This window comes from Streptomyces sp. NPDC059850 (assembly GCF_042731515.1).
Taxonomy (GTDB): domain Bacteria; phylum Actinomycetota; class Actinomycetes; order Streptomycetales; family Streptomycetaceae; genus Streptomyces.
Window position 1 is genome coordinate 62014 of sequence record NZ_JBHWJI010000044.1, and the last position, 22025, is coordinate 84038.

Consider the following 22025-nt stretch of genomic DNA (forward strand, 5'->3'; position numbering starts at 1 on the left):
AAGAATGGTGGGCGGTCATCACGTCAGGACCTTCCGAATTCAGAGTTGATGATGTCGAAGATGTCTTCGGCGGAGGCGGAGTCCAGGTCACGTTCGTCCTCATCGGCGCCGTCGCCGACCGCCGCGTTCTCGGTCTCGTTCCACTTCCGCAGCAGCGCTTCGAGCCGGGCCGTGACCCGCTCGCGTTCCGCCGCGTCGTCGGACACGTTCGAGAGGGTGAATTCCAGCTTGTCGATTTCCGCGAGGGCCGGGAGTTCCGGTGTGGTGTCCTCGCCCAGGAGGTCGGCGCGCAGCTGGTCCGCGAGCACGCGGGGCGACGGATGGTCGAAGACCAGGGTGGCGGTGAGCTTCAGCCCGGTCGCCGCGTTCAGCCGGTTGCGGAGTTCGACGGCGGTGAGCGAGTCGAAGCCCAGCTCCTTGAACGCCCGGCCCGCCTCGACGCCCGTGGTGTCGTCGTGTCCGAGGACGGCGGCGACCTCCGTACGCACGAGGTCGAGCAGAACGCGGTCGGCCTCGGGCCCGGTGAGCCCCGCGAGCCGCTGCCGCAACGACTCCGCCGGTGCCTCGGCCGTCCCGTCGTCCGCGCCCTCGGCCGGGTCCGCCGCGAGGGCGCGGACGACCTCGGGCAGATCGGCGATCAGCGGACGGGGGCGGGCCATCGTGAAGGTGGTGGCGAAGCGGTCCCAGTCGACGTCGGCGACGGTGACGGCGGTGTCGTTCCGGTCCAGCGCCTGCTGCAGGGCGGCGATGGCGGAACGCGGGGCCATCACCGGCAGACCGAGGCGGCGCAGCTGCTCGGCCGCCTCGTCGTCGGCGACGAGTCCGCCGTCCGCCCACGGGCCCCAGGCCACGGAGGTGGCGGCGGCGCCCCGGGCGCGGCGCTGTTCGGCCAGCGCGTCGAGGAAGGCGTTGCCCGCCGCGTACGCGCCCTGGCCACCGCTGCCCCACACCCCGGCGATCGAGGAGAAGAGCACGAAGGCGTCCAGCTCGGTGTCGCCGAGCAGCGCGTCCAGCTGGGCCGCGCCCGCGACCTTCGCGGCGACCACATCGGCGACGTCCGCCGGGGTGGTCTCCGCGAGCGGTGCCAACTGCCCCGCGCCCGCCGTGTGCACGACCGAGGTGAGCGGGTGGTGCGGGTGTTCGTCGCGGATCCGGGCCAGCAGCGCGGCGAGCGCGTCCCGGTCGGTGACATCGCACGCGGCGACGGTCACCTCGGCGCCCTTCGCGGTCAGTTCGGCCGCCAGCTGCTCGGCGCCGGGCGCCTGCTGCCCACGGCGTCCGGCCAGGACGAGGTGGTCGGCGCCGTGGTCCGCCAGCCAGCGCGCCACATGGGCGCCCAGCGCACCGGTGCCGCCGGTGACCAGGACCGTGCCACGGGGCCGCCACGGCGCCCCGGTGGCCGGTGTCCGCTCGGCGTGGACGAGGCGGCGGGCCAGGACCCCGGCCGTACGGAGCGCCACCTGGTCCTCGTGGCCGTCGCCGTGTCCGCCGAGCACTCCCGCCAGCCGGTCGGCGGTCCGTTCGTCGAGCGTCGCGGGCAGGTCGATCAGACCGCCCCAGCGCTCCGGGTGCTCCAGCGCGACGACCCGGCCCAGGCCCCAGATCTGCGCCTGTGCGGCGCTGACCAGCGGCTCCGAGGCGGCGGTGGCGACGGCGCCGGTGGTGGCGCACCACAGCGGGGCGTCCAGGCCCGCGTCCCCGAGCGCCTGCACCAGCACACCGGTGCGCAGCAGCCCGGTGGGCACGGCGGGGTGGTCGGGGTGCGGTTGCTCGTCGAAGGCCAGCAGGGACAGCACACCGTGGACGGGGTCACCGGCCGCGGCGTGGCGGATGCGGTCGGCGAACGCGTTCCGGTCGAGGTCCCGGCCCCGGACGACGCGCCGGACCTCGGCGCCCCGCTCGGCGAGCGCGGCCACGAGAGCCCGTACGGTATCGGCCTGACCGGCCGGTTCGACGACCAGCCAGACGCCGGGGACGGCGGCGAGCCGGGGCTCCTCCAGCGGCTTCCATGTGACGCGGTAGCGCCAGCCGTCGAGTGCGGACTGCTCGCGTTCACGGCGCCGCCACTCCGACAGCTCCGGGAGCAGCGCGCTCAGCGGCTGGTCCACGTCGATGCCGACCGCGTCCGCCAGCGAGGTGAGGTCGCTGCTCTCCACGGCCTCCCAGAACCGGGCGTCGGCCGTGTCGATGGCCGTGGCCGCCCGGTGGTCGGGCGTGGGCCGGGCGGCGCCGTCGATCCAGTAGCGCCGCCGCTGGAACGGGTACGTGGGCAGCTCGACGCAGTGTGCGCCGGTCCCGGCGAACAGCGCCTCCCAGTCCAGGGCCGCGCCCCGGACGTGCAGGGTGGCCAGCGCGCCGGTCAGCGTCTCCGCCTCGGGCCGCCCGCCGCGCAGCACGGGCACGAAGGCCACATCGTCCGGGCCGTCGTCGGTGACGCAGTCCTGCGCCATGCCGGACAGCACACCGTCCGGGCCGAGTTCGACGTACGTGCTGACGCCCTGGGCCTCCAGGGCGCGGACACCGTCGAGGAAGCGCACGGTGTGGCGTACGTGGCGCACCCAGTAGTCCGCGTCCATGCCCAGCTCGTCGGTCACCGGCTGCCCGGTGACGGTCGAGAGGACCGGGATGTGCGGGGCGTGGTACGTCAGGCCTTCGGCGACCTTGCGGAACCCGGCGAGCATGCCGTCCATGTGCGGGGAGTGGAACGCGTGGCTGACCGTGAGCCGCTTGGTCTTCCGTCCCTGCGCCTCGAAACCGGAAGCGATCTCCAGCGCCGCGTCCTCGTCACCCGCGATGACCACCGACGTGGGCCCGTTCACGGCGGCGATGCTCACGCCGTCGGTGAGCAGCGGCGCCACCTCGTGCTCCGCCGCCTGCAGCGCGATCATCGCGCCGCCGGTGGGCAGTTCCTGCATGAGACGCCCACGCGCCGCCACCAGCTCAGCAGCATCGGCAAGCGACAGCACCCCGGCCACATGGGCCGCGGCCAGCTCGCCGATGGAGTGCCCGGCCAGCACGTCGGGCCGCAACCCGGCGGCCTCGGCCAGCCGGAACAGCGCCACCTCGATGGCGAACAGCGCGGGCTGGGTGAATCCGGTCTGGTCCAGCGGCTCCTTCTCGGTGCCGAACAGCACGTCGTACAGGGGCCGTTCGAGGTGCCGGTCCAGCTCGGCGCAGACCGCGTCCAGCGCCTCGGCGAACACGGGGCTCGCCTCGTACAGCTCACGGCCCATCCCGAGCCGCTGGCTGCCCTGCCCGGTGAAGAGCACCGCCGTACGGCCTTCCGTGGGCACGCCCCGGATCAGCTGCGCGGCGGACTCGCCCCGCGCGAGCGCGGTGAGGCCCGCGAGCAGCCGCTCCCGGTCCGGGCCGAGGACCACCGCGCGGTGCTCCAGGGCGGACCTGGTGGTGGCCAGGGAGTACGCCACGTCCACGGTGCCGAGCCCGGTGTCGGCCTCCAGGTGGGAGCGCAGCCGCTCGGCCTGGGCCCGCAGCGCGTCCTCGCCCTTGGCCGACAGCGGCCAGGCCACCACATCGGGCCTGACGAGCGGGCGCTTCGGCTCGCCGTCCCCGTCCCGCTCGGCGGGCGCGGTCGGCTCCGGGGCCTGCTCCAGGACCGTATGGGCGTTGGTGCCGCTGAAGCCGAACGACGAGACGCCCACCCGGCGCGGGCGGCCGGTCTCCGGCCACGACCGGGCCTCGGTCAGCAGCTCGATGTCCCCCGCCGACCAGTCGACGTGCGGCGACGGCTCGTCCGCGTGCAGGGTGCGCGGCAGCACACCGTTCTGCATGGCGAGCACCATCTTGATGACGCCCGCCACACCGGCGGCGGCCTGCGTGTGGCCGATGTTGGACTTGATGGCGCCCAGCAGCAGCGGCCGCTCCGGGGCCCGCTCCTGACCGTAGGTGGCCAGCAGCGCCTGCGCCTCGATCGGGTCACCCAGCCGGGTGCCCGTACCGTGCGCCTCGACCGCGTCCACATCCGCCGCCGACAGGCCCGCACCGGCCAGCGCCTGCCGGATGACGCGCTGCTGCGACGGGCCGTTCGGCGCCGTCAGACCATTGCTCGCACCGTCCTGGTTGATGGCGGAGCCACGGACGAGCGCGAGGACCGGATGGCCGTTGCGGCGCGCGTCCGACAGCCGCTCGACCAGCAGCATGCCGACGCCCTCGCCCCAGCCGGTGCCATCCGCGCCCGCCCCGAAGGCCTTGCACCGGCCGTCGGAGGCCAGGCCGCGCTGACGGCTGAACTCGATGAACGCACCGGGGCTCGACATGACCGTCACACCGCCCGCGAGTGCGATCGAGCACTCGCCCTGGCGCAGCGCCTGGATCGCCCAGTGCAGCGCCACCAGCGAGGCGGAGCAGGCCGTGTCGACGGTGACCGCCGGGCCTTCCAGGCCGAAGGTGTACGCGAGGCGGCCGGACACCACGCTCGCGGCGTTGCCGGTGGCGAGGTAGCCCTCGACGTCCTCGGGGATCGTGTGCAGCGAGTCCAGGTAGTCCTGGCCGTTGGAGCCGACGAAGACACCGGCCGAGGTGCCGCGCAGCGTGGCCGGGTCGATGCCCGCCCGCTCGAACGCCTCCCACGACGTCTCCAGCAGCAGCCGCTGCTGCGGATCCATCGCCAGCGCCTCACGGGGCGAAACCCCGAAGAAGCCCGCGTCGAAGTGGCCCGCGTCGTAGAGGAAACCACCCTCGCGTGCGTAGAAGGTGCCCCGGTTGTCGGGGTCCGGGTCGTAGAGCGCGTCCAGGTCCCAGCCACGGTCGGCCGGGAACTCCGCGATCGCGTCGCCACCCGCCGACAGCAGCTGCCACAGCTCCTCGGGCGAGCGCACCCCGCCCGGGAAGCGGCAGCTCATCGACACGATCGCGATCGGATCGTCGTCGGTCGCCACCGTCGCGGCCGTCGGCCCCGAGGTGTCGGCGGCGGTGTCCGCGCCGACCAGTTCGCCGCGCAGATAGCCCGCCAGGGCGGAGGCCGTCGGGTAGTCGAAGACCAGCGTCGCGGGCAGCTTGACGCCCGTCGCCGCGTTCAGCCGGTTGCGGAGTTCGACGGCGGTGAGCGAGTCGAAGCCCAGCTCGCTGAAGGCCCGGTCGACGCCGATCGACTCCGAACCGTCATGGCCCAGCACCGCGGCCACCTGGTTACGGACCACATCCAGCAGCAACTGGTCCCGCTCGGCCTCGCCCAGCCCGGCGAGCCGCGCGGCCAGCGAGCCATCTTCAGACGCGCCACCTGTGTCGTGCTGTGCCTGCGCCACGTCCGCGAAGTCCGCGATCAGGCGGCTCGGCCGTACGGCGGTGAACTCCGGCGCGAAGCGAGGCCAGTCGATGTCCGCGACGGCCACCGCCGCGTCGTCCAGGTCCAGCGCCCGCTGGAGGGCGGCGATCGCCACCTCGGCGTCCATCGGCGGCAGACCGCTACGGCGCAGCCGCTGCTCCAGGCCCTTGTCCGCGGCCATACCGCCCTCGGCCCACGGGCCCCAGGCGATCGACGTGGCGGGCAGGCCCTGGGCGCGCCGACGCTCGGCCAGCGCGTCCAAGGAGGCGTTAGCGGCGGCGTAGTTGCCCTGACCGGCGGCGCCGAACGTGCCACTGATCGAGGAGAACAGCACGAACGCCGACAGGTCCAGGTCGCGCGTCAGCTCATCGAGATGTGCCGCCGCGGTCACCTTGGCGCGCACGACGGTCGTGAAACGCTCGGGGGTGAGCGCGTCGAGCACGCCGTCGTCCAGCACGCCCGCTGTGTGGAACACACCGGTCAGCGGCAGTTCCTCCGGCAGCCCGGCCAGCAGCTCCGCGAGCGCGTCCCGGTCGGCCACGTCGCAGGCGGCCACGGTCACGCGGGCGCCCGACGCCGACAGCTCGTCCCGCAGCTCGGCGGCGCCGGGGGCGTCGAGGCCACGGCGGCTGGTCAGCACCACGTGCCCGGCGCCGTTCGCCACCAGCCAGCGGGCCACCCGCGCACCCAGCGCACCTGTACCGCCGGTCACCAGAGTGGTACCGGCGCCCGGTGTCCAGGAGCCGTCCGCCGCAGACGCGGTTGCCTGCACCAGTCGGCGTCCGAACAGGCCCGACGCACGCACCGCGACCTGGTCCTCACCGCCGACCCCGGCCAGTACCTCCGCCAGCCGCGCCAGCGCACGGTCATCGGCCGTCTCCGGCAGATCGACCAGACCGCCCCAGCGCTCGGGCAGTTCCAGCGCCGCCGCCAGGCCGAGACCCCACACCTGGGCCTGATCCGGGCTGACCGCGCCGTCCGAACGGCCCACGGCCACCGCGCCCCGCGTGGCCACCCACAGCGGCGCGCCAATGCCCGCATCGCCAAGCGCCTGCGTCAACGCCGCCGTGGCCAGCAGCGCATCGCCTTCAGCGAGGGCCAGCAGGGACACCACACCACCGGTCACGGCCTCGTCACCAACAGCCGAAGTCAGCCGTGCCGCCACTGCGGCACGGTCCTCATCGGCGGTCAGCTCGACCTGCGCCACGTCGACACCACGGTCGTTCAGCATCCCGACGACACCGGCGACCCATGCGGATCCGGTCGCCTCAGCCGGTACGACGACCAGCCAACGGCCGCTCAGGGACGTAGTGGAACGGTCGGTGACCGGCTTCCACGACACCCGGTAGCGCCAGCCGTCCACCGTCGAACGCTCCGACTGCCGCCGACGCCACGACGAAATCGAGGGCAACAGGGCTTCCAGGGCGCCATTGTTTTCGTCGCCCAGGCCCAGCGTCGCAGCGAGCGATTCCAGGTCCTCGCGCTCGATGGCCTCCCAGAAGCGGGCGTCCACCGCGTCCTGGGCCGTGGCGCCGGAGGTGGCGGTGGCGGTGGCGGTGGCCGTCGACAGGTCGAGCCAGTAGCGGCGGCGCTGGAAGGCGTACGTCGGCAGCTCCACGCGACGCGCACCGGCCCCGGCGTAGAACGCCTCCCAGTCCACGGCCACGCCCCGGACCTGCAGCGTGGCGAGGGCAGTCGTCACCGACTCGGCCTCCACCCGCCCCTTGCGCAGCGCGGCCACGAACGCGGCATCCTCGCCGCTCACGCACTCCTGCGCCATGGCGGTGAGCACACCGTCCGGGCCCAGCTCGACGAACGTCGTCACGCCCTGCGCTTCCAACGCCCGCACACCATCGAGGAAGCGCACCGCTTCCCGGACGTGGCGTACCCAGAAGTCGGCGGTGGCGATCTCCTCGGCGGAGACCACTTCGCCGGTCAGGTTGGAGACGATCGGGATACGCGGAGCCTCGTACGACAGCCCCTGCGCCACCTCGCGGAACGCATCCAGCATCCCGTCCATACGCGGCGAGTGGAATGCGTGGCTGACGGTGAGCCGCTTGGTCTTCCGCCCCTGCGCCTCGAAACCGGAAGCGATCTCCAGCGCCGCGTCCTCGTCACCGGCGATGACCACGGACGTCGGCCCGTTGAGGGCGGCAATGCTCACCCGCTCACCGAGCAGCGGCAGCACCTCGTCCTCCGAAGCCTGCACCGCGATCATCGCGCCACCGGCCGGAAGCTTCTGCATCAGCCGCCCACGCGCCGCGACCAGCTTCGCCGCGTCCGCGAGGGAGAGCACACCCGCCACATGGGCAGCGGCCAGCTCACCAATGGAGTGCCCGGAGAGGAAGTCGGGCCGCACACCCCACGCCTCGACCAGCCGGAACAACGCCACCTCAACCGCGAACAACGCAGGCTGAGTGAAACCGGTCTGATCCAGCGCAGCGGCGTCATCCCCGAACAGCACCGTCTTCAACGGCGTTTCGAGGTGCGCGTCCAGCTCCGCGCACACCGCGTCCAGCGCCTCGGCGAACACCGGGTACGCGTCGTACAGCTCACGGCCCATCCCCAGCCGCTGGCTGCCCTGGCCCGTGAACAGGAACGCCAGCATTCCGGCCACCGGCGAGCCCTGCACCACACCCGTCGCCGGTTCCCCGGAAGCCAGCGCCTCCAGAGCGCGCAGGAAACCCTCGCGGCCATCGGCCACCAGCACCGCACGGTCGTCGAACGCGGTACGCCCGGCAGCCAGGGTGTAACCGATCCCGGCCAGGTCCACATCCTCGTCGGCGGAACGCAACCGGTCGAGCAGACGGTGGGCCTGCTCGCCCAGCGCCTCCCGCCCCACGGCCGACAACGGCCACGGCAGCACCGGCGGCACGACAGACGGCCGCGCCGCGCTCTCGCCATCATCGACAACCGGCGGCTGCTCGATGATGGTGTGCGCGTTGGTGCCGCTGATACCGAACGAGGAGATGCCCGCGCGGCGCGGGCGGCCCGTCTCCGGCCACTCCACCCGCTCGGTCAGCAGCGAGACCGCGCCATCCGCCCAGTCCACGTTCGGCGACGGCTCGTCCACATGCAGCGTCTGCGGCAGCACACCGTGCCGCATGGCCATCACCATCTTGATGATGCCCGCGACACCGGCCGCCGCCTGCGTGTGGCCGATGTTCGACTTGATGGACCCCAGCCACAGCGGCTGGTCCTCGGCCCGGTCGCGTCCGTACGTGGCCAGCAGGGCCTGTGCCTCGATCGGGTCGCCGAGCGTCGTCCCCGTACCGTGCGCCTCGACCACATCCACATCGCCGGTCGTCAGCCCGGCGCTGGCCAGCGACTGACGGATCACACGCTGCTGCGACGGACCGTTCGGCGCTGTCAGACCGTTCGACGCACCGTCCTGGTTGATGGCGGAGCCGCGTACGACCGCCAGTACCGGGTGGCCGTTACGACGGGCGTCCGACAGCCGCTCCACGAGCAGCATGCCCGCGCCTTCGCTCCAGCCCGTACCGTCCGCGGCCGCCGCGAAGGACTTGCACCGGCCGTCCGTGGCCAGGCCCCGCTGACGGCTGAAGTCCACGAACGTCTCGGGCGTGGCCATCACCACCGCACCACCGGCCAGCGCCATCGAGCACTCGCCGGAGCGCAGCGCCTGGATGGCCCAGTGCAGCGCCACCAGCGACGACGAACACGCCGTGTCGATCGTGACCGCCGGGCCCTCCAGACCAAACGTGTACGCCACCCGCCCGGAGGCGACACTGCCCGCGTTGCCGGTGCCGATGTAGCCCTCGACACCGTCGGGGATCTCGCCCGTCCCGGCCAGGTAGTCGTGGTAGATGACGCCCGCGAAGACGCCGGTCTGGCTGCCGCGCACGGTCGACGGGTCGATACCCGCCCGCTCGAACGCCTCCCACGAGGTCTCCAGCAGCAACCGCTGCTGCGGATCCATGGCAAGCGCCTCGCGCGGCGAGATCCCGAAGAACCCCGGGTCGAAGTCGCCCGCATCGTGGAGGAAACCGCCCTCTCGCGTGTACGAGGTACCCGCGTGGTCGGGGTCCGGGTGGTACAGGCCGTCCAGGTCCCAGCCACGGTCCACCGGGAAGCCGGAGATGCCGTCGCCACCCGTGGCAACCAGCTCCCACAGGTCCTCAGGCGTACGCACCCCACCGGGGAAGCGGCAGCTCATGCCGACGATGACGATCGGGTCGTCGGCCACCGCCGGGCTTGCCTCCACCCGCGCGGGAACGAGGGGCGCCGGGGCCTCCTCGGCACCCACCAGGTCCTCACGCAGATAACCGGCGAGGGCGGTCGGGCTCGGGTAGTCGAAGACCAGCGTGGCCGGAAGCCTCAGCCCGGTGACCGTTTTCAGGTCGTTGCGCAGCTCGACCGCCGTCAGCGAGTCGAAGCCCAGCTCCCTGAACGCCCGCCCGGGCTCGACCGCTTCCGGACCTGCGTAACCCAGCACCGTGGCAACTCGCCCGCACACCAACTCCAGCAGCTCACGCTCCTGTTCGGGCCGCGTGAGCCCGGCGAGACGCTGGGCGAGCGAGGAACCGTCGGTGGCCGTGACAACCCCGGCAGCGGCCCGGCGGGCCGGAGCCCGCACCAGACCACGGAACAAGGACGGGACGATACCGGTCGCCGCCGCTTCGGTGCGCAGCCCCGCGTAGTCGAGCCGCATCGGGAACAACACGGCCGCGCGATCGATGTGCGCCGCGTCGAAGAGCGCGAGCCCCTCGTCGGCAGCGATCGGTGCGACCCCGCCCCGCGCGATACGCCGCAGGTCGACCTCGTCCAGCGTGCTGCCCATGCCCTCACCGGCCCACAGGCCCCAGGCCAGCGCGGTGGCCGGGAGCCCCTGCGCCACACGCTGCTGGGCAAGCGCCTCCAGGAAGGAGTTGGCAGCCGCGTAACTCGCCTGCCCCGGCGCGCCGAACACGGCCGCCGCACCCGAGAAGAGCACAAACGCCGACAGGTCGTCATCCCGCGTCAGCTCATGCAGATTCAGCGCCGCATCCACCTTCGGACGCAACACCCCCGCCACCCGCTCAGGCGTCAACGAACCAAGAACGCCGTCGTCCAGGACACCCGCCGTGTGCACCACACCCGTCAGCGGATGCTCAGCCGGAACAGCCGCCAGCGTCTCGGCCAACGCCTCCCGGTCGGCCACATCACACGCCGCCCACGTCACGGTCGCACCGGCCGCCGTCAGTTCAGCAGCCAGCTCCTCCGCGCCATCGGCGTCGGCACCGCGACGGCTGACCAGCAGCAACTGCCGCACACCGTGAGCCGAGACCAGATGGCGAGCGAAGAGGCCACCCAGCGTTCCGGAGGCGCCGGTGATCAGCACCGTGCCGTGCTCATCGAAGGACGGAACGGTGTCGGCGTCGTCCGCGACCGGTACCCGGGCCAGCCGGGGCGCGAGCACCGCACCCCCGCGCAACGCCAGCTCCGCCTCGTCCACGCCCAGCGCGGCGGGCAGCGCACCGTAGCTCTCGTCGCCGTCCACATCCAGCAGCACCAGACGGCCAGGGTTCTCCGACTGCGCGGAACGGAACAGACCACGCACAGCGGCCTGCGACAGATCAGCCGCCACACCCGCACCCGGCACGGACTCCACCGCACCCCGCGTCAACAGCACCAACCGCGCCCCGGCAAACCGCTCATCGGCCAGCCACGACTGCAGCGTGGAAAGCGTGGCCTGGGTGGCCTCGTGCACGGCCGGTGCGTCGCCGCCACCGTCACCGAGACCGACCAGCAGCACCGTGTCCGGCACGGCCACCCCGGCGTCCACCGCCGTACCGAGCGCCGCCAGATCACCGTACGCGGCGAGCCGGACCTCAGGCCCGAACGCACCCTCCAGCGCGGCCAGTTGCCCGGCATCCCCACCGAGCACCGCCCACTCGCCCGTGGCCGCACCCGTCACGGGTGCCGGAACCGCCGTCCACTCCAGCTGGAACAGCGACTCATGCACCCCGCCCCGCGCCGCGTGCACGTGGTCGGCCGAGGCCGGGCGCAGCGCCACGGACTCGACCGTGGCCACCGCACGCCCCGTGCCGTCGGCCACCAGCAGCGACACATCGTTCGACGACGACTGCTCGGAAAGCCGCACCCGCAGCACACCGGCTCCCGCCGCGTGCAACTGCACACCGCTCCACGCGAACGGAAGCAGCGCACCCTCCGACGACGCCGCATCGTGGTCGACGCCCTCGGCGCCGAGGGCATGCAGCGCGGCGTCCAGCAGCGCCGGGTGCAACCCGAACCGCTCGGCTTCCGCGCCCGACGTCACCGCGTCCTCAGGGAAGCCGACCTCGGCGTACAGGTCGTCGCCGAGCCGCCAGGCACCCCTGAGCCCCCGGAAAACCGGCCCATAGCCGAGCCCCGCGCCCGCCAGCTCCTCGTACAGCCCGTCGACCGCGACCTGCGTGGCGCCCTGCGGCGGCCAGACACTCAGCTCATCCAGCTCAGCGCCCCGGACCCCGACCGCGAGCACACCGGTGGCGTGCCGCGTCCACGGCTCCGTCCCGAGGGCGTCCTGCCGCCGCGAATGCAGACTGAACGAACGGCGACCGGACTCATCCGGCCCCTCCACAACGAGCTGCACCCGCACCCCGGTGCGCTCCGGCAGTACGAGCGGAGCCTCCAGGGCCAGCTCGTCCAACCGCTCACACCCCACCTGGGCTCCGGCAGCGCACGCCAGCTCCACGAAGGCCGTACCGGGCAGCAGCACGGTGTCCATGACCTCGTGATCCGCCAACCACGGATGCGTGCGCGGGGAAAGCACCCCCGTGAACAGATAGCCATCGTCATCCGCGAGCGCGACGGCGGCACCGAGCAGCGGATGCTCGATGTCACCCAGGCCGACCGACTCCAGATCGCCCGCCGCGAGGGCGGCGGCGCTGGGCCAGTACCGCTGGCGCTGGAAGGCGTACGTCGGCAGCTCCAGGCGCCGCGCACCGGCCCCGGCGAAGACAGCCGTCCAGTCCGGCGTCACCCCACGCACATGCGTCCGCGCGACGGCCGACAGCAGCGCCTCTGCCTCGGGCCGATCCTTGCGCAACGCGGCCGCGAACGCGGCGTCGTCGCCGGTCACGCACTCCTGCGCCATAGCGCTGAGTACCCCATCGGGGCCCAGCTCGACAAAGGTCGTGACGCCCTGCGCTTCCAACGTCCGTACGCCGTCGAGGAAACGGACCGCCTCGCGGACGTGCCGCACCCAGAAGTCAGCAGACGTGATCTCCTCAGCGGAAACAACATCCCCGGTCAGGTTGGACACGATCGGGATACGCGGAGCCTCGTACGACAGCTCCTGCGCGACCTCGCGGAACGCGTCCAGCATCCCGTCCATGCGGGGCGAGTGGAACGCGTGACTGACGGTGAGCCGCTTGGTCTTCCGCCCCTGCGCCTCGAAACCGGAAGCAATCTCCAGCGCCGCGTCCTCGTCACCCGCGATGACCACGGACGACGGCCCGTTGAGGGCGGCAATGCTCACCCACTCGGTGAGCAGCGGCGCCACCTCGTCCTCCGAGGCCTGGACGGCGATCATCGCGCCACCGGGCGGAAGCTCCTGCATCAACCGCCCACGCGCCGCCACCAGCTTCGCGGCGTCCGCGAGGGAGAGCACACCCGCCACATGCGCGGCAGCCAGCTCACCGATGGAGTGCCCGGAGAGGAAGTCGGGCCGCAGCCCCCACGCCTCGACCAGCCGGAACAGCGCCACCTCGATGGCGAACAGGGCGGGCTGGGTGAAACCGGTCTGATCCAGCGCCTCCGCATCGTCCCCGAACAGCACATCCCGCAACGGCCGCTCAAGGTACAGGTCAAGATGCGCACACACCGCGTCCAGGGCGTCGGCGAACACCGGATAGGCGCCGTACAGCTCACGGCCCATGCCGAGCCGCTGACTGCCCTGCCCGGTGAACAGGAACGCCACCTTGCCCTCGGCCACCGTCCCCTCGACCACACCCGGCGCGGACTCGCCCGCAGCCAGCACATCAAGCGCCCGCAGCAGCTCATTGCGGTCACCAACGCTGAGCACCGCACGCCGCTCCAACGCAGCCCGCCCAACAGCCAAGGCATGGGCGACATCGAGCGGTGCCGCTTCCGGACGCGCCTCGATGTGAGTACGCAGTCGAGCGGCCTGCTCCCGCAGCGCCTCGGCGTTCTTGGCCGACAGGACGAACGGCAGGAGGCCGCCGAGCCCGCCCCGCTCAGGCGCCTCGGTCGGTTCGTCGCTCGCCGGGGCCTGCTCGATGATGGTGTGCGCGTTGGTGCCACTGATACCGAACGAGGAGATACCGGCGCGGCGCAGACGGCCCGTCTCCGGCCACTCCGTCTGCTCCGTCAGCAGAGACACCGCGCCCGCCAACCAGTCGACGTGCGGCGACGGCTCGTCCACGTGCAGCGTCTGCGGCAGCACGCCGTGCCGCATGGCCATCACCATCTTGATGATGCCCGCGACACCGGCCGCCGCCTGCGTGTGGCCGATGTTCGACTTGATGGACCCCAGCCACAGCGGCTGATCTCCATCCCGCTCCCGGCCGTACGTGGCCAGCAGCGCCTGCGCCTCGATCGGGTCGCCCAGCGTCGTACCGGTGCCGTGCGCCTCGACCACATCCACATCACCAGCGGACAGCCCCGCACCCGCCAGCGCCTGCCGGATCACCCGCTGCTGCGACGGACCGTTCGGCGCCGTCAGACCATTCGACGCACCGTCCTGGTTGATCGCCGAACCCCGCACGGTGGCAAGGACCGGATGGCCGTTGCGGCGCGCGTCCGACAGCCGCTCCACGAGCAGCATGCCGACGCCTTCGCCCCAGCCCGTGCCATCCGCACCGGCCGCGAACGCCTTGATACGACCATCCGCCGCCAGCCCGCGCTGACGGCTGAAGTCGATGAAGTTGTCCGGCGTGGACATCACCGTGACACCACCGGCGAGCGCCATCGAGCACTCACCACTCCGCAGCGCCTGCACCGCCATATGCAGCGCGACCAGCGACGACGAACACGCAGTGTCCACCGTCACCGCCGGACCCTCCAGCCCGAAGGTGTACGCCACCCGGCCCGAGACCACACTCGCCGCGTTACCCGTGCCCCAGTGGCCCTCGACCCCCTCGGCCGCCCGCTCAAGCAGCGACAGGTAGTCCTGTCCGTTGGTTCCGGCGAAGACACCAACCTGCTGACCACGCAGGGCACCCGGGTCGATGCCCGCGCGCTCGAACGCCTCCCAGGAGGTCTCCAGCAGCAACCGCTGCTGCGGATCCATCGCGAGGGCTTCCCTCGGCGAGATCCCGAAGAACGACGCGTCGAAGTCGGCCACGTCGTAGAGGAAACCGCCCTCACGCGTGTACGAGGTCCCCTGACGCTCCGGGTCCGGGTCGTACAGCCCCGCCAGGTCCCAGCCACGGTCGGACGGGAACTCCGCAATCGCGTCGCCACCCGCCGACAGCAACTGCCACAGCTCCTCGGGCGAACGCACTCCACCCGGGAAACGGCAGCTCATCGCCACAATCGCGATCGGATCGTCAGCCACCGCAACCGTCGGCGCAACCACACCACCGCTCACCGCCACATCCGCGCCCAGCAGCTCGGTGCGCAGGTGGTCGGCCAGGACGGCCGCGTTCGGGTAGTCGTAGATGAGCGTGGCGGACAGCTTCAGCCCGGTCGCCGCGTTCAACCGGTTACGGAGTTCAACGGCGGTCAGCGAGTCGAAGCCCAGCTCCTTGAAGGCACGCCCGCCCTCGACCGCCTCGGCCCCGCCATGCCCCAGCACCGACGCGACCTGCGCACGCACCAACTCCAGCAGTGTCTGCACACGCTCGGTCTCCGTCAGACCGGACAGCCGCTCGGCCAGCGTCCCGGTCCCGGCGGTGGCGGCCGGACGCCGCGCACCCGCGCCGTCCGACACCGGACGCGCCGCAGGCAGCTCGCCGAACAGCACGCTCGGCCGGACGGCGGTGAACCCGCCGAGGAACCGGTCCCAGTCGATGTCCGCAACCGTCACGGCGACGTCATCGAGATCCAGCGCCCGCTGCAGCGCGGCGACGGCCGACTCGGGCGCCATCGGCGGCACCCCATCACGGCGCATCCGCCGCCCCAGCGCCTCGTCCGCAGCCATACCGCCCTCGGCCCACGGACCCCAGGCGATCGACGTGGCGGACAGGCCCTCGGACCGACGCCGCTCAGCCAGCGCGTCCAACGAGGCATTGGCGGCGGCGTAGTTACCCTGCCCGGCCGCACCCACCGAACCACTGATGGACGAAAAGAGGACGAACGCGGAAAGGTCCAGGTCACGCGTCAGCTCGTCCAGATGGAACGCGGCGTCGACCTTCGCCCGGAGCACCGAGGCGAACCGCTCGGGAGTGAGCGAGTCCAGTACGCCGTCGTCCAGCACACCGGCCGCATGGACGACGGCGGTCAGCGGAAGCTCCGCCGGAAGCCCGGCCAGCAACTCCGCGAGCGCGTCCCGGTCCGCCACATCACACGCGGCAACCGTCACCCGAGCACCCGACGCCGACAGCTCATCCCGCAGCTCCACCGCACCCGGAGCCTCCAGCCCACGACGGCTGGTGAGCACCACGTGCTCGGCGCCCTTGTCGATCAGCCAGCGGGCCACATGCGCGCCCAGCGCACCCGTACCGCCGGTCACCAGAGTGGTACCGGCGCCCGGCGCCCAGGACCCGTCGAAGGACGACGGGTTTGCCTGCACCAATCGACGTCCGAACACGCCCGACGCACGGACCGCGGCCTGGTCCTCACCGCCGACCCCGGCCAGCACCTCCGCCAGCCGCGCCACCGCGCGCTCATCGGCTGTCTCCGGCAGATCGACCAGACCGCCCCAGCGCTCGGGCAGCTCCAACGCCGCCACTCGCCCGAGACCCCACAGCTGCGCCTGCACCGGGCTGACCGCACCGTCCGAACGACCCACGGCCACCGCACCCCGCGTGGCCACCCACAACGGCGCGCCGACACCCGCATCGCCGAGCGCCTGCGTCAACGCCGCCGTACCCAGCAGCGCATCGCCGCCGTCCGCCAGGGCCAGCAGCGACACCACACCGGTCACGGCCTCGTCACCCACAGCCGAAGTCAACCGCGCCGCCACCGCAGCACGGTCCTCATCAGCGGCCAGCTCGACCCGCGCCACGTCGACACCACGGTCGCCCAGCAACCCGACGACACCGGCAACCCACGCATCCTCGACCAACCCCGCCGGTACGACGACCAGCCAACGACCACTCAGAGAAGCGGTAGCGCGGTCGGTAACCGGCTTCCACGACACCCGATAGCGCCAGCCATCCACCGTCGAACGCTCCGACTGCCGCCGACGCCACGACGAAATGGACGGCAGCAGCGCCTCCAGCGCCCCGTTGTCCTCGGCACCGAGGCCGAGCGTCGCGGCAAGCGATTCCAGATCCCCGCGCTCCACGGCCTCCCAGAAACGGGCGTCCACCGCATCCAGCGCCGCAGCGCCGGAGGTGACGGTGGCCGTCGACACATCCAGCCAGTAGCGGCGGCGCTGGAAGGCGTACGTCGGCAGCTCCACGCGACGCGCACCGGCCCCGGCGTAGAACGCCTCCCAGTCCACGGCCACGCCCCGGACCTGCAACGCAGCAAGGGCAGCCGTCACCGACTCAGCCTCTACACGCCCCTTGCGCAGCGCGGCAACGAACCCGGCGTCCTCGCCGGTCACGCACTCCTGCGCCATGGCGGTGAGCACCCCATCGGGGCCCAGCTCGACAAACGTCGTCACGCCCTGCGCTTCCAACGCCCGCACACCATCGAGGAAGCGCACCGCTTCCCGGACGTGGCGCACCCAGAAGTCGGCGGTCGCCATCTCCTCAGCGGAAACAACGTCCCCGCTCAGGTTGGACACGATCGGAATACGCGGAGCCTCGTACGAAAGCCCCTCCGCGACCTCCCGGAACGCCTCCAGCATCCCGTCCATACGCGGCGAGTGGAACGCATGGCTCACCGTCAACCGCTTCGTCTTACGACCCTGCGCCTCGAACGACGCCGCAACCTCAGCCACGGCATCGTCGTCACCCGCGATGACCACAGACGACGGCCCGTTGAGGGCGGCAATGCTCACACCACCACCGAGCAGCGGCAGAACCTCATCCTCCGAAGCCTGAACGGCGACCATCGCGCCACCGGCCGGAAGCTCCTGCATCAGACGCCCACGCGCCGCCACCAACACACACGCATCCGCAAGCGACAACACACCCGCCACATGCGCGGCAGCCAACTCACCAATCGAATGCCCCGACAGGAAGTCCGCCCGCACACCCCACGCCTCGACCAGCCGGAACAGCGCCACCTCCACCGCGAACAGCGCAGGCTGGGTGAAACCGGTCCGGTCGAGCACCGAGGCATCGTCCCCGAACAGCACATCCCGCAACGGCCGCTCAAGGTGCAGATCCAGATGCGCACACACCTCATCCAACGCATCCGCGAACACCGGGAAGGCGTCGTACAGCTCACGCCCCATCCCCAACCGCTGGCTCCCCTGCCCCGTGAACAGGAACGCCACCTTGCCGCCCTCGACCGCCGACCCCTCGATCAGGCCCGGGGCGGACTCGCCCCGCTCCAGCGCGTCCAGGCCCGCAAGGAACCCTTCACGGTCAGTGGTGACGAGCGCCGCACGCTGTTCCAGCGTGGCGCGGCTGGTGGCAAGCGAGAAGGCGAGATCAGTTGCGGTCAGTTCGGGATGGGCCCGGAGGTGGGCGGCCAGCTGAACGGCCTGGGCGCGCAGAGCCTGCCCGTCCTTCGCCGACAGCAGCCACGGCAACGCGGCCAGCTCACGCGGCTCGGGCTCCTCAGCCGGAGCGGCCGAAAGGGCCGGGACCGGGGCCTGCTCGATGATGGTGTGCGCGTTGGTGCCACTGATGCCGAACGAGGAGATACCGGCGCGGCGCAGACGGCCCGTCTCCGGCCACTCCGTCTGCTCCGTCAGCAGCGACACCGCACCCGTCGACCAATCCACATGCGGCGACGGCTCGTCCACATGCAGCGTCTGCGGCAACACACCATGCCGCATCGCCAGCACCATCTTGATGATGCCCGCGACACCAGCAGCCGCCTGCGTGTGCCCGATGTTCGACTTGATGGACCCCAACCACAACGGCTGGTCCCCATCCCGCTCCCGCCCGTACGTGGCCAGCAGCGCCTGCGCCTCGATCGGGTCACCCAGCGTCGTACCCGTACCGTGCGCCTCAACGACATCCACGTCACCGGCCGCCAGCCCCGCACCCGCCAGCGCCTGCCGGATGACCCGCTGCTGCGACGGACCGTTCGGCGCCGTCAGACCATTCGACGCACCATCCTGGTTGATCGCCGAACCCCGAACGACCGCCAGCACCGGGTGGCCGTTCTTCTCCGCGTCGGACAGCCGCTCGACCAGCAGCATGCCCGCGCCTTCGCCCCAGCCGGTGCCATCCGCACCGGCCGCGAACGCCTTGATCCGACCGTCCGCAGCCAGCCCCCGCTGACGGCTGAAGTCGATGAAGTTGTCCGGCGTGGACATCACGGTGACGCCACCGGCGAGCGCCATCGAGCACTCACCGCTCCGCAGCGCCTGCACCGCCATATGCAGCGCGACCAGCGACGACGAACACGCCGTATCGACGGTGACGGCAGGCCCCTCAAGGCCGAAGGTGTAGGCCACCCGCCCGGACACCACACTCGCCGCATTGCCCGTGCCCAAGTGGCCTTCCAGACCCTCGGGCGCCTGCATCAGCAGCGACAGGTAGTCCTGTCCGTTGGTCCCGGCGAACACACCGACCTGCTGACCACGCACCGTGGCCGGGTCGATGCCCGCACGCTCGAACGCCTCCCACGACGTCTCCAGCAGCAATCGCTGCTGCGGGTCCATCGCCAGGGCTTCCCTCGGCGAGATCCCGAAGAACGACGCGTCGAAGTCCCCGGCGTCGTAAAGGAATCCACCCTCACGCGCGTACGAGGTCCCCTGCCGCTCCGGGTCCGGGTCGTACAGCCCCGCCAAGTCCCAACCACGGTCGGACGGGAACTCCGCGATCGCGTCCCCACCCGCCGTCAACAGCTCCCACAGCTCCTCGGGCGAACGCACCCCACCCGGGAAACGGCAGCTCATCGCCACAATCGCGATCGGTTCATCGGCCACCGCGACCGTCGGCGCAACCACACCACCGGCCATCGCCACATCCGCGCCCAGCAGCTCAGAGCGCAGGTGGTCGGCCAGGACGGCCGCGTTCGGGTAGTCGTAGATGAGCGTGGCGGACAGCTTCAGCCCGGTCGCCGCGTTCAGCCGGTTACGGAGTTCAACGGCGGTCAGCGAGTCGAAGCCCAGCTCCTTGAAGGCACGCCCGCCCTCGACCGCCTCGGCCCCGCCATGCCCCAGTACGGCAGCGACCTGCGCACGCACCAACTCCAGTAGTTCGCGGTCCTGTTCGGCCTTCGGGAGGCCGCTCAGCCGCTCGCCGAGAGGCGAGGCGGAGTTGGCGTCGGTGACGACGACCTGTCCGGTCTCGGCGCCGGTGGCGCCACGCGTCCCGGCCTCCGGCAGATCGGCGATCAGCGGGCTCCGCCGGACGGCGGTGAACCCGCCGACGAAGCGGTCCCAGTCGATGTCCGCGACCGTCACGGCGACGTCATCGAGGTCCAGCGCCTGCTGCAGCGCGGCAAGCGCCGACTCGGGCGCCATCGGCGGCACCCCGGCACGGCGCATCCGCCGCCCCAGCGCCTCGTCCGCAGCCATGCCACCCTCGGCCCACGGGCCCCATGCGATCGACGTGGCAGTCAGGCCCTCGGACCGACGCCGCTCAGCCAGCGCATCCAGATAGGCGTTGGCCGCCGCGTAGTTGCCCTGCCCGGTCGTACCCACCGAACCGCTGATGGACGAGAAGAGCACGAAGGCCGACAGGTCCAGGTCACGCGTCAGCTCGTGGAGGTTCTGCGCGGAGGCAGCCTTGGCGCGGAGCACCCGCTCCAGGCGTTCGGCGTCCAGCGCGTCCACGACACCGTCGTCCAGCACACCGGCCGCATGGACGACGGCGGTCAGCGGAAGCTCCGCCGGAAGCCCGGCCAGCAGCTCCGCGAGCGCGTCCCGGTCGGCCACGTCACACGCGGCGACCGCCACCCGCGCACCCGACGCCACCAACTCATCCCGCAGCTCCACCGCACCCGGAGCCCCCAGCCCACGACGGCTGGTCAGCACCAGATGCTCGGCACCGTTCGCCACCAGCCACCGCGCCAGATGCGCGCCCAGCGCACCCGTGCCGCCGGTCACCAGCACGGTCCCGGCACCCGGTGTCCAGGAGCTGTCGAAGGACGACGCGGACGCCGACGCCCGCACCAGCCGACGTCCGAACACGCCCGACGCCCGCACCGCAGCCTGGTCCTCGCCACCGGCCCCGGACAGCACATCCGCCAACCGCGCCAGCGCACGGTCATCGGCCGTCTCCGGCAGATCGACCAGACCGCCCCAGCGCTCGGGCAGCTCCAACGCCGCCACCCGGCCCAGCCCCCACACCTGCGCCTGACCAGGCACCACCGCACCGTCGGAGCGCCCCACCGACACCGCACCCCGCGTGGCCACCCACAACGGCGCACCGACACCCGCATCGCCAAGCGCCTGCGTCAACGCCACCGTACGCAGCAGACCATAACCGTCGTCCGCCAAGGCCAGCAGTGACACCACACCCGTCACCGCGTCGTCGCCCGCGACCGTACGCAACTCATCCGCCGCCCTGGCCCGGTCCACAGCGTCCAGCTCGGCCACGCGCACATCAACGCCACGTCCGGCCAGCATCCGCGCCACACCCACCGACCACTCGCCCTCGACCGACCCCGCCGGTACGACGACCAGCCAACGACCGCTCAGAGAAGCAGTGGAACGGTCGGTGACCGGCTTCCACGACACCCGGTACCGCCAGCCATCCACCGCCGAACGCACAGCCTCCTGCCGCCGCCACGACGACAACGCAGGCAGCACCTCACCCAGCGAAAGCCCCGGGTCCACCTCCAACTCCGCAGCCAGCGCGGCTACATCCCCGCGCTCCACCACATCCCAGAACCGTCCATCAACAGCAGAGCCCGGACCGGCCTCCGCCACCACGGCTGCCGGGGCCGGGACGTCGGCCCAGTACCGCTGCCGCTGGAAGGCATACGTCGGCAGCTCGTCCGACTCCACCCGCCGCGCACCCGCACCGGCGAAGACAGCCGTCCAGTCCGGCGTCACCCCACGCACATGCGCCCGCGCGACAGCCGAGAACAGCGCCTCGGCCTCGGGTCGATCCTTGCGGCAGACGGAGACGAACGCGGCATCGGTGTCGCCGGTCACGCACTCCTGCGCCATGGCAGTGAGCACCCCATCGGGGCCCAACTCGACAAACGTCGTCACGCCCTGCGCTTCCAACGCCCGCACACCGTCGAGGAACCGCACAGCCTCACGGACATGCCGCACCCAGAAATCGGCGGTCGCCATCTCCTCAGCGGAAACAACATCCCCGCTCAGGTTGGACACGATCGGAATACGCGGAGCCTCGTACGAAAGCCCCTCCGCGACCTCCCGGAACGCCTCCAGCATCCCGTCCATACGCGGCGAATGGAACGCATGGCTCACCGTGAGCCGCTTCGTCTTACGACCCTGCGCCTCAAACGACGCCGCAACCTCAGCCACAGCATCGTCGTCACCCGCGATGACCACCGAAGTGGGCCCGTTGAGGGCGGCAATGCTCACACCACCACCGACCAGCGGCAGAACCTCATCCTCCGA

The 22025-nt window shown here is 71.9% G+C and carries 1 protein-coding gene; it reads right to left on the minus strand.

The window, feature by feature from the left end:
* Positions 1–23 precede the first annotated feature (23 nt).
* Positions 24–22025, minus strand: a 22002-nt coding sequence (locus tag ACFV9T_RS29920) for a type I polyketide synthase (protein WP_385445557.1), incomplete at its 5' end; no start/stop codon positions are given.